The sequence below is a fragment of the Algoriphagus sp. AGSA1 genome (genome assembly GCF_021390545.1).
In the GTDB taxonomy this organism is placed as follows: Bacteria; Bacteroidota; Bacteroidia; order Cytophagales; family Cyclobacteriaceae; genus Algoriphagus.
This window is the reverse complement of record NZ_JAJUWR010000044.1, coordinates 24,558-34,723: the sequence shown is the minus strand read 5'-3', so window position 1 is coordinate 34,723 and position 10,166 is coordinate 24,558. Positions and strand designations below refer to the sequence as shown.

Genomic DNA, 10,166 nt, shown 5'->3' with positions numbered 1-10,166 from the left:
CATACAATTCAAAGTCCTAGTTCAATTACTCGTACCCGCTGCCATGCCGCACAACCCCTCGTGAATCAAGCCCCTCCTGCCTGCCGCACATCGCCAAGCTTGATTTCCTGTATGGTGCGATTGAGAGACATAGGTGTAGGAGTCGAAGGGTCTTTGGAGTGTGATTTCAATTCCTGTATGGTGCGATTGAGAGTTTCGGATGGTGATACTTGATTGAGTGTTTGCTGAATTTCAATTCCTGTATGGTGCGATTGAGAGTCTAGGCGAAGAAATTAGAGAAATCCTTTTCAAATGATTTCAATTCCTGTATGGTGCGATTGAGAGCCGTGTAGTGTAGATTATACCCTAGACTGTCGGGGATTTCAATTCCTGTATGGTGCGATTGAGAGCGGCATTGCTGGAAGCTGAGCAAACCGCCTCAGCGTATTTCAATTCCTGTATGGTGCGATTGAGAGGCTTCTCATCTTTTTGCCCAGCCTCGAAGGTGGGAGATTTCAATTCCTGTATGGTGCGATTGAGAGCAAGCTGTTTTTTACATATGGCTTTCTGAGATGCTTATTTCAATTCCTGTATGGTGCGATTGAGAGAAGCCTGCTATTTTATCCGGTGGGCAGGACAATTCATATTTCAATTCCTGTATGGTGCGATTGAGAGCAGTATTGATGATTGACTTTATCGGTTATATCAAAATTTCAATTCCTGTATGGTGCGATTGAGAGCGGACCGGTGAGATTGATCAGAGCCGTAGCTCCTTCATTTCAATTCCTGTATGGTGCGATTGAGAGCTCCGAGAATTGCAGCCCATGCTGATTTAAATTTCAATTTCAATTCCTGTATGGTGCGATTGAGAGCTTCTGAGAAGCCCAGATTTCATCTGCTCCTGCAAGATTTCAATTCCTGTATGGTGCGATTGAGAGCATGAACTTCGTCATAGCCTTGATAGAAGTCAGCAGATTTCAATTCCTGTATGGTGCGATTGAGAGCTCCTTGATCATCAGTACGCCCGCCATCCCACCGCAATTTCAATTCCTGTATGGTGCGATTGAGAGTAAAATGGCCCAAATAGATTTTAACCAGTTGGTAAATTTCAATTCCTGTATGGTGCGATTGAGAGATCTATAGATTCGAAATCATCTACAGTTACAGGGTAATTTCAATTCCTGTATGGTGCGATTGAGAGCAATAGCATTAACATCACTCATGCTTTTCACCAAAGATTTCAATTCCTGTATGGTGCGATTGAGAGAATACCATCCTTCAGGTATTTTGTCACTATTGCGCCATTTCAATTCCTGTATGGTGCGATTGAGAGCCTCCGTATCAAAAAGATATTCCCTCCACTGGGTAGATTTCAATTCCTGTATGGTGCGATTGAGAGATAGGTTTCTTTTTTTACCTCAACCCAATCAAAAGAATTTCAATTCCTGTATGGTGCGATTGAGAGAATACATTCTCCGGACTCCTGCGGGAGGTTTTACCCATTTCAATTCCTGTATGGTGCGATTGAGAGCTACTGCATACGCTTCTTCTGCAAATGTTTTTCTTAAATTTCAATTCCTGTATGGTGCGATTGAGAGTCAAGTTTTTGGAATGTTTACCAAAATCTCTTCCAAATTTCAATTCCTGTATGGTGCGATTGAGAGCTCGAATGATTCTATCTTAATTGAATCCCCTACCTTATTTCAATTCCTGTATGGTGCGATTGAGAGAAATCGTTTATTGCCCCACCTGTCGCATCTATTTGATTTCAATTCCTGTATGGTGCGATTGAGAGTTTTCAAGGTTTGACCCAAGTTCTTTAGCCTCCCCTTATTTCAATTCCTGTATGGTGCGATTGAGAGCATTATACCCCCACAACCTTTCACGCTTTCAATCCATTTCAATTCCTGTATGGTGCGATTGAGAGATCAGGTATGAAGAATTCATCACGGATCCGGAAGAAATTTCAATTCCTGTATGGTGCGATTGAGAGCCTGAGCAGCGAATCCAGTTGATGGATATTAATGCCATTTCAATTCCTGTATGGTGCGATTGAGAGAAAGATCCCGCACTGGTATCCGGCAATCCCTCCCCATTTCAATTCCTGTATGGTGCGATTGAGAGTTTTCTCCTTGCACGCATACAGGTGAAAAAATGATCATTTCAATTCCTGTATGGTGCGATTGAGAGGCAATTCAGTTTTCAAAAAAGGGGAGGAGGTAAGTATTTCAATTCCTGTATGGTGCGATTGAGAGAGAGGAAGCAAGTAATTACGCCCAGCAAAAAGCTCATTTCAATTCCTGTATGGTGCGATTGAGAGCTCGGTAAAACGAATCTCTATTATAGCCCTCGCTGTATTTCAATTCCTGTATGGTGCGATTGAGAGAAAAATACCTGTGAGCGAAGTTGATTGGACAAAAGAATTTCAATTCCTGTATGGTGCGATTGAGAGGAAGACCGGGGCGATAGAGACGATGACCGATTGCTGATTTCAATTCCTGTATGGTGCGATTGAGAGCCGTTAAGGCAGGGGCCATCAGGGAGGCCTCTCTCAATTTCAATTCCTGTATGGTGCGATTGAGAGAACACTGGCGACTGGAACACTGGCTACAGGAACACATTTCAATTCCTGTATGGTGCGATTGAGAGCCTTCCCCTGATCACATCCGGTGAGCTGTTCTACCATTTCAATTCCTGTATGGTGCGATTGAGAGTATACCTGTACAAATAACATTTTGTCCAATTTGATAATTTCAATTCCTGTATGGTGCGATTGAGAGCACTGCCTGAGCGGTAAATTCTTCTAATTCTTTGAATTTCAATTCCTGTATGGTGCGATTGAGAGATTGCCTTGGAAGACGCTTTCAATCTTAACCGGAAAATTTCAATTCCTGTATGGTGCGATTGAGAGAATTCCGCCTGGTCTTCTCCTATCATCCGGTTCTTGATTTCAATTCCTGTATGGTGCGATTGAGAGTGTCCAAGTACCCTGAAAAAGAACTGGCAGGATGAAATTTCAATTCCTGTATGGTGCGATTGAGAGTTAGGTGAGTTAAAGGAGGTCAAGACGGATTACTGTATTTCAATTCCTGTATGGTGCGATTGAGAGCCGTCAGGCTACAAACCAAAAATAGCTGTTTTTAGCGATTATAAGTAGATGTTCCTCGCAAAAATTAAGGATCCAAGTTGTCGATGTCCAATGAAAGGTTTTTGCCCAGGGTACGACAACCGCGGTTACTGTGCGTAAACGTGGCTTTGGGCTCCTTTCACCCAATTTGCAACCCAGGCATGCAGCATTTATCCGCTACATCGACAACCAAAACCTTATAAAAATGTATCCAGATCGTTTTTTTCAAGACCCACGATTTCCTTCTCAAGCCACCTCTCCTCCCTGCTCTTGAAAACTATAATGCTGTCTTCCTCGACTTTCATGAATTTTTTCGCATTGGCCAGCAGCTCCTTTAATTTGACCTCGGTGATCTCGCCTTCAAACACGGAATTCTGGATCCAGTTCAGATACCTTCTGCACAATTTAAGCATCTTCCCTACCCTTCGCTCACCTATATCATAAACCAATACTACATACATATTAACTCCCTTTAGCGTTTCCCCTGAAGTGTTTTTATACTCACCACCAGATTTTAAACGGTTTATACGTTTCTATTTCCAAAATATGCTTGCTGAGCTTATAGCACTCCAGTTTGATCAAATGCTTATAACTAACATGCTTATTCAGGGTTCTATGCTTGATGGTTTCATTTAACCTTTCCTCAAATGCCTTAAGAAAAGCTTTTTTACCGGAATCTTTCAGCGTCACCCGATTAGTCTGAAAATCAAAGTCCTTGGATTGGATTTCCCGCTTGTTCAGCACCCTGAAAATAGTCCGATCTACCAAAATAGGCTTAAAAATCTCAGCAAGATCCAATGCCAAAGAATACCTTCTATATCCTGGCTCATGAAGGTAACTAATGGTAGGATTCAACTGGGTATGGTAAATCTGGTCAAGACACTGGGTATAGCATAGCATATTGCCAAATGAGATAAGTGTATTGATCTCGTTAAGCGGAGGACGCATGCTCCTGCTTTCCATCGCATGGTCCTTGATGATATGGTCAAAGGCTCCATAATAGGTGCTCCGTATATTTCCTTCAATTCCCATCAGTGACGGTATATCGGGAGCCGTTGCGATAAGTCCCGTATAGGATTGGATCCGGTTGAGTTGCTGATCCAGATCCCGCTCCCTTTTCATGTAATAGCGAAGGTTTTTGGTAATGTTGAATGCAGCCCCTTCTACAAATTTCCTGGCAATTTTAAGACGTTTATCCCCATCCAGGTAATGGGAAGTCTGGCTGATCTGCATTTTGCCCGCCAATAGGTATTCCTTGGATTGAAAGCTTCCGGTATAATGTTCGTAATAATCAAAAAAATGAACGCTGATCCCGGCCTTGCCCAGAAAATTGTACAGCGCTGAATTTGCATCCAAACTCCCAAAGCAATACAGATCCGAAATCCCTTCAACCGGAAGATACTTCGGTACTCCTTCCCTACCCGATTCATCTACCGGGGTAAACTTCAGCGTGTTGTCTTTGCGGCTCAGGCGACCGGGATTGAAGAGGTAGTAGGTTTTTTTCATGTCTGGAAGCAGGTGGTTTGGTGATCTTTAAACTGTAGCTACTGTTGCTTTCGAATATTCCATGTCAAAGAAAAGGGTATCCCAGTCTTCACCCTTTTCCAGACCGAGCCACTCCAGCATCTCGTCGTGCATTTCATGCTTGGGATCTGCCAGGGTCTCCTTCAGACTCTCATACCCCCAGATCCCACCACAGTCTTCGGGAGGACAGGCACCTTTCCCGGATAGGAGTTCGGCCCGGATGGCTTTTTCTTCCCGTATTTCCTCCACGGTGAGGGTATGTATCCAGTCATCTCCAAGGTCATAGATGTAGGTAAACTTCTGTCCTTTTTGGTTGAGGTATTTCTCAATCTTTACCTCTTCGGCATTCTCCATATCCTCCTCAGACCATTCATCTTCTTCACCGATTTGGGGTTCGGATCCGTATCCTTTGGGAGAAAATTGGTACAGGTGATAATCTTCCCATCCAAAAGACGCCTGTATGACATTGTGCAACCGACTAAAAGTAAAGTGGCCAGGCACCAATATCCTCCGCCATACAGGCGGATTGGAAATTCCTTTGATTTGAATTTTTAATTGTAATAACATAAGGTCTTCTTTATTTTTTTATCATTTTTCCCACATCGAGGCATCACTAAATTACTCCACCTCTCCCACATAACACAATTCAAAATAGCTGCAGCTTTTGCAGATCTTGGCATTTATAACTGGAGGAAATTGCCCTCTTTCTTTTTAAGCAGCAATTTTTGTCATTATTTGTTTCAGATAATTGATACCAGGTTTCATGGGTGGCGATGATTTGCATGAAATTAGTCTTCGAATAATAAAATAACTTCCCTGTTTTTCTGCTGCCGGTGAAACGTGATAAATGCTTCTGCCCCTCCAAACCAATCTATTCCTTCCTGTCTTGAAACTTTGGTAGGTTTTGACATCAGGTAACTATGCCAGCTGCTGTGCGGCCAATCAGTAGGGTCTGACACAAATTCATGGTGTACCGGATTATTGTGGATATAGGCGATCAAAGCTGTAAAATAGCTGTCAGAATCAATTAATTTACGTTTGAACCGGGGGATAAAAAGATTTCCTCTCCGGTCATACATTTTGTTGTAGGCTTTGGTATAGGCATTGAAGAGATTGCTGAATTGACGGCTTAAAAAACGCTCGACTTCCGTTTCCAAACCTTCAAGGTTTTGGAAACCTTGAAGGTTTTTCAACTCATCCAGCGCTCGAAACCTCACCATCAGATGCAAATGGTTGGGCATCAAACAATAGGCAAAGGTCTCTGCAACAGGATATATGTAATGGGTGTATTTCTCCAGAAAGTACCGGTAATTCTCCTCTGACCGAAACAGATTTTCGCTGCCGCTCGCATGGGTCCAGATGTGGTACATCTTCTCAGGTTCTAATGAAATGCGTATGTCTGGCATTGCTTCTGTTTTTTTTCGCAGACCTTCAAGGTTTTTAAAAACCTTGAAGGTCTGGTAAAGCAGGCTTTTTCATTCCTCTTGGATATAGCAAAAATCAAAGTAGCTGCATTTCTTGCAAATCGGTTTCTTCAGCAATGGGGGACATTGTTCGTCATGGATGATCTTTGAGCAGGATGAGATCCATTCTTCTACCCTGACCTTATCATCTTCTTCCCATTCCACAATTTCCCTTTGTTTCATTTTTGGATATTCCAAAATCGCGGAAGCTCCGGATATCCCATTTTTTAGAAGAATATACAGGTAGTATTTGACTTGGGCAAAATGGGCATGCTCGACTTTATCTGACTTCTTTACCTCATGGATCACCTTGTTTTTGGCATCATAGTAATCGATCTTGATCCCATCCATCTCCAATTCGGTATATTTTCTGGCCCGGTCGAGATAGGTGGTTTCAGCGATTAGTTTCCCCTCGGCCACTACCTGGGAAGTATGCTCCATCTGTATCCCGTTGGCGAATAGCCATAGTTTCCTGTGACAGGTGTGGAGGTAGGCGATATGGGTTCCGGTGATGTTCATGGGGCAATAAAGAAGCGTTCACTAAGCTTGGTGATATTAGGTTTGAATGGAACACTTTCGGTCAATAGGTACAACAAGTGCCTTTAGAAGGTTTTTTTCATAAATGTTTTTTAATTCAACAATAATAGACAAGAAACGTTTTTTCAAAAAAACGTTTTCCGGAAGGCTTCTTCCAAGAAAGACAGCTTCAGCTGATCACTTGATCGGTGGTAGAACTGATCGAACATGGTGCTAATTTTGGATATATTTTGTTTTGGTCAGGTTAAGGTTTTTGGTTTTCATGGTCATGGGAGAGCGTTTTGGTGATTAGGGGTTGATGGGAATATTTGGGGTTTTATCTATTTTTCTTATATGATTTCCTCCGGAATATTCAAATCAATACCTTTCCCAATCGAATAAAACCCCTCTCTAATTACATATAATTGCTCTTTATCTTCTTTAATTCTAACTTCTTTTAAATCAATTATAAAACTCTTTTTTCCTTTATCAATAAGATATATTGGAAGTTCCAATCCATTTTTTAATTTCCAGTCCTGATAGCTTAAATAGTTTGAAAAATAATTGTTCTCAGGAACGCTTACAAAAACAGTTTCTTGAGGTGGAATATCTCGACTCTTCCAGAAGTTAACTCCTGAATCATCTTTGTTACTAGTCTGCTTAGAATTTATGAGCCAGTTATTTAGAAAATACTCCTTCAAGTTTTTAGCATTTGATAAAGCGAGTGCTGAAAACTCCGATTGAGCTTCATAAACTTGATTTAGCATTCTAACAAGCTTTTCAGCACTATATTCTTCGCAAGCAATTATTTGTCTGGTTTTCTCCAAAGCTTCCGAGCTTACCCATGATTTTTGTTTACGATCAAATCTTCCGTAAGGAGCAGGGTAAATGTTGTTATTCTTTTTAAGAACTAGTACATGGAGTTCTCCCAGTTTCGATTTATCAAATCTGCATAGACGACCAGCTCTTTGGGTTAATCTATCGATAGGACATAAATCACTAATCATCAAATCTGCACTAATGTTAATACTCATTTCGCCTATTTGAGTAAGAATGGCAATACCTCTGGCATTTCCATTTTTCCAAGCATCACGGCCAAGCATTTGAATTAAGGTTTTTTCCTTTTCCATTTTGTCAGGTTCGGTGAACCGACTATGATAAAGACAAGAATTAATTCCCTTACCTTCAAACCAATTCAGAAATTCCATTGCCCGATCCACTGTATTTGCATAGATAATCGCATTTCCTTTCAGTAAGCAACTCTCCAACAGTTTCTCGATATCCGTTGGTATTTCGCAATTGACAATGGATTTTACTCCAAACCTAGGCCTAGAATACTCTTCTTTATCTATTTTATCCTCTTTGATATCAGTTACTTGATAACCTATCTTTTGGTAATCAGATAAAACCGAATCAGGCAATGAAGCACTCATCAATAGTACTGGCACATTCCAATATTTCAGCATTTCTAATAATACCAGGATATTTGCCTGAGTGAAGTTATCATAGAAATCAGCTTCGTCAATTACTAGACAGGAATTTGCCAGATTAAAAGTAATCAAATGGTGATCCTCACGGGTGAGTGTTAGTGCCATCAATAAATGGTCAATAGTACAAACCGTTACAGGAGTTTGAAGTAAACGGGCAAACTCATGCTCCTTTGAAGCATCCTTTTTTGAAACCGTACCATCCTCAACTTTTTCCTGAAATTTGGTGAACCATGCGCTGGAGTGATATAATCCTGTTTCTGAAAGACTTTCCGCTACATTGATTGATAAAGCATTGGATGTAAATCGAGTAGGCATAGCAATTACAAGCCGTTCTGCTTTACCATTTTCAATTTGCTTGGAAGCCCATAAGAGTGAAGCGTCCGTTTTACCTGCTCCTGTAGCAGCACGTATCAACAGAAGTTCATCTTCCCAATATTGATCAATTAACTTCTGTACATTACGCTTTTCTGAATGTGGAAATTGGTATTTGAAAGGCTTATGATCTGGAACAGAATCTCCATCTTCTATAGCGCTAGCTCTATGGTCAGCAAGTTGCAAGTACCCTCTTGGGCCTGCAAATTCATAATGTAAATTGGCGACTTGGGAAAGACTCATTCTTTCATCTATTACCCGTCTACTTTCTCTTTGAAAAGTTTTCCAAAATCCTTCAACACCTTCACGAATCCAACGATCTTCAAATTTGAATCCAAGCTTCCCGTGATGTGCAGCTATGGCAGCTTGTAAACAGATGGGTAGCCTTTTCTTCTGATTAATAATTAATGAGTGAAATTCATGCCGTACTCCAGTTTTTTGAAGGTGTTTTCCCGCTTCTTCATACTTTTTAAAAGTATACTCTTGCCAACTTCCACCATACTTCTGTTTCCAGCTCAAATAATTATTATAATCGAGTTGACAAGCCCTTTGCCACTTTTCATTCTGCTTTCCATCATCATGAAAACTGGTTACATTATCGATTCTTTTTTCAAGACTTTTTCCAGTTCTCTCTTGATACTTTTTAAATGTGTATGGATAGTATTTGGAGAGTAATCCACCCTCTGACATCACGTCCCTTTTGTGTTGATCCAAAGTGATACCAGAAGGTTTGGCCAAATCAGGATACTTCTTATTCACGACCGAATGCTTCTGCAAAACTTACGGGAACTGCACCATTCGACGGATCATACAACGAATTGCTATTATCCTTAAGAAAGTCCATAGCAGATTTAAATGCTTTTGACACACTTATTTCACCTTTATCATCGCCAAGGAAATACTTGGCATTTCTTTCGTTCAGCTCATCCAGAATATTCTCCCTTTCTTTTGGGTCAGCAGTGAAATACCGGCTTGCTTTTCTGCTCAAAATGGTATCGAACACAATTAATACTTCCTGAGGCTCTCCACTTACCGCATTTCTGGCTTGGTTTGCATAGTCATTCATGGATTTGGTAGCTTCTAAAAATAGCCTAGCTCTCCTCAATCGTTCATTTTCATCTGTGTGCTTAAAGTACTTCTTTCCAATATTGAAACTCTTTTCATATTTAAAGGCCTTGGAAATACCTAGAGAACTAATATCAAGGAAGAAATTCATATGCATTAGATCAGACTGACTAAACTCTTTGGTTGCTAAGGCTTGGTCTTTAGCGTCATCCTCTTCGCTTATCCTTAATCTGACTAATAAATCTCTTCCAACTTCACTGGCCTCTTTCGCAACTGCTGGAGTCACCGAGAGCGGTGCAGTCCTTCTGCCGGAATAGTCCCCCTTTGATGGGTGCATAAAACCGCCCATATCGGCGCGCAAATCCTTTTCTATCAGATTACTTATGCCATCACCATTTGAAACAAATGTTTCTCCTTTTGCTACATCAGATTCGTTTATTCGATCAATAGCAGAAAACAGCACATGTCTTTGCATCTGTCCTGAAACATATACTTTTCCATCCGGCCTTCTCTTGATAGAGGAAGCGTTTCCCAATAACTTTTCACCTCCATTAGCAATGTGGTTTTCAAATGGGGCAAGTACTGATACAAGTATTCCTTTAATTTCCATGATATTTTAAGTTTAGTGAT

7 protein-coding genes, 1 pseudogene and 1 CRISPR repeat array are annotated in these 10,166 nt (G+C 41.0%); all 8 genes and pseudogenes read right to left on the bottom strand.

Features of this window, described 5'->3' with window-relative positions:
• Positions 1–97 precede the first annotated feature (97 nt).
• Positions 98–3,088: a CRISPR direct-repeat array (repeat unit 30 nt; unit sequence ATTTCAATTCCTGTATGGTGCGATTGAGAG).
• Positions 3,089–3,303: 215 nt separating this feature from the next.
• Positions 3,304–3,567: a CRISPR-associated endonuclease Cas2 gene (cas2, locus tag LZF95_RS23765; protein WP_233757852.1), complete on the bottom strand. Its 264-nt coding sequence runs from the start codon at positions 3,565–3,567 to the stop codon at positions 3,304–3,306.
• Between the two features lie 40 nt (positions 3,568–3,607).
• Positions 3,608–4,612: a type I-B CRISPR-associated endonuclease Cas1b gene (gene cas1b, locus LZF95_RS23760; protein WP_233757850.1), complete on the bottom strand. Its 1,005-nt coding sequence runs from the start codon at positions 4,610–4,612 to the stop codon at positions 3,608–3,610.
• 27 nt (positions 4,613–4,639) lie between these two features.
• Positions 4,640–5,197, bottom strand: a complete 558-nt coding sequence (locus LZF95_RS23755) for a plasmid pRiA4b ORF-3 family protein (protein WP_233757848.1) — start codon at positions 5,195–5,197, stop codon at positions 4,640–4,642.
• A 51-nt stretch (positions 5,198–5,248) separates the two neighbouring features.
• Positions 5,249–5,329, bottom strand: a pseudogene (locus LZF95_RS27815) (hypothetical protein); the annotation flags it as partial.
• An 89-nt stretch (positions 5,330–5,418) separates the two neighbouring features.
• Complete coding sequence (locus LZF95_RS23750) at positions 5,419–6,036, bottom strand: hypothetical protein (protein WP_233757847.1); 618 nt, start codon at positions 6,034–6,036, stop codon at positions 5,419–5,421.
• 69 nt (positions 6,037–6,105) lie between these two features.
• On the bottom strand, positions 6,106–6,612 hold the full coding sequence (gene cas4 / locus LZF95_RS23745; protein WP_233757845.1) for a CRISPR-associated protein Cas4: 507 nt from the start codon (positions 6,610–6,612) through the stop codon (positions 6,106–6,108).
• Positions 6,613–6,959: 347 nt separating this feature from the next.
• Positions 6,960–9,230, bottom strand: coding sequence for a CRISPR-associated helicase Cas3' (gene cas3 / locus LZF95_RS23740; protein ID WP_233757843.1), 2,271 nt, complete (start codon positions 9,228–9,230; stop codon positions 6,960–6,962).
• A complete protein-coding gene (cas7p, locus tag LZF95_RS23735) occupies positions 9,223–10,146 on the bottom strand; it encodes a type I-PGING CRISPR-associated protein Cas7/Csp1 (protein WP_233757841.1) in 924 nt (307 codons plus the stop codon). Before cas7p ends, cas3 begins: the two co-directional genes overlap by 8 nt.
• Between the last annotated feature and the right edge of the window lie 20 nt (positions 10,147–10,166).

Excerpts from the sequence above, each read along its gene's own strand:
- cas2 (WP_233757852.1), bottom strand. The coding sequence starts at position 3,567 with ATGTATGTAGTATTGGTTTATGATATAGGTGAGCGAAGGGTAGGGAAG.
- cas1b (WP_233757850.1), bottom strand. The coding sequence starts at position 4,612 with ATGAAAAAAACCTACTACCTCTTCAATCCCGGTCGCCTGAGCCGCAAA.
- LZF95_RS23755 (WP_233757848.1), bottom strand. The coding sequence starts at position 5,197 with ATGTTATTACAATTAAAAATTCAAATCAAAGGAATTTCCAATCCGCCT.
- LZF95_RS23750 (WP_233757847.1), bottom strand. The coding sequence starts at position 6,036 with ATGCCAGACATACGCATTTCATTAGAACCTGAGAAGATGTACCACATC.
- cas4 (WP_233757845.1), bottom strand. The coding sequence starts at position 6,612 with ATGAACATCACCGGAACCCATATCGCCTACCTCCACACCTGTCACAGG.
- cas7p (WP_233757841.1), bottom strand. The coding sequence starts at position 10,146 with ATGGAAATTAAAGGAATACTTGTATCAGTACTTGCCCCATTTGAAAAC.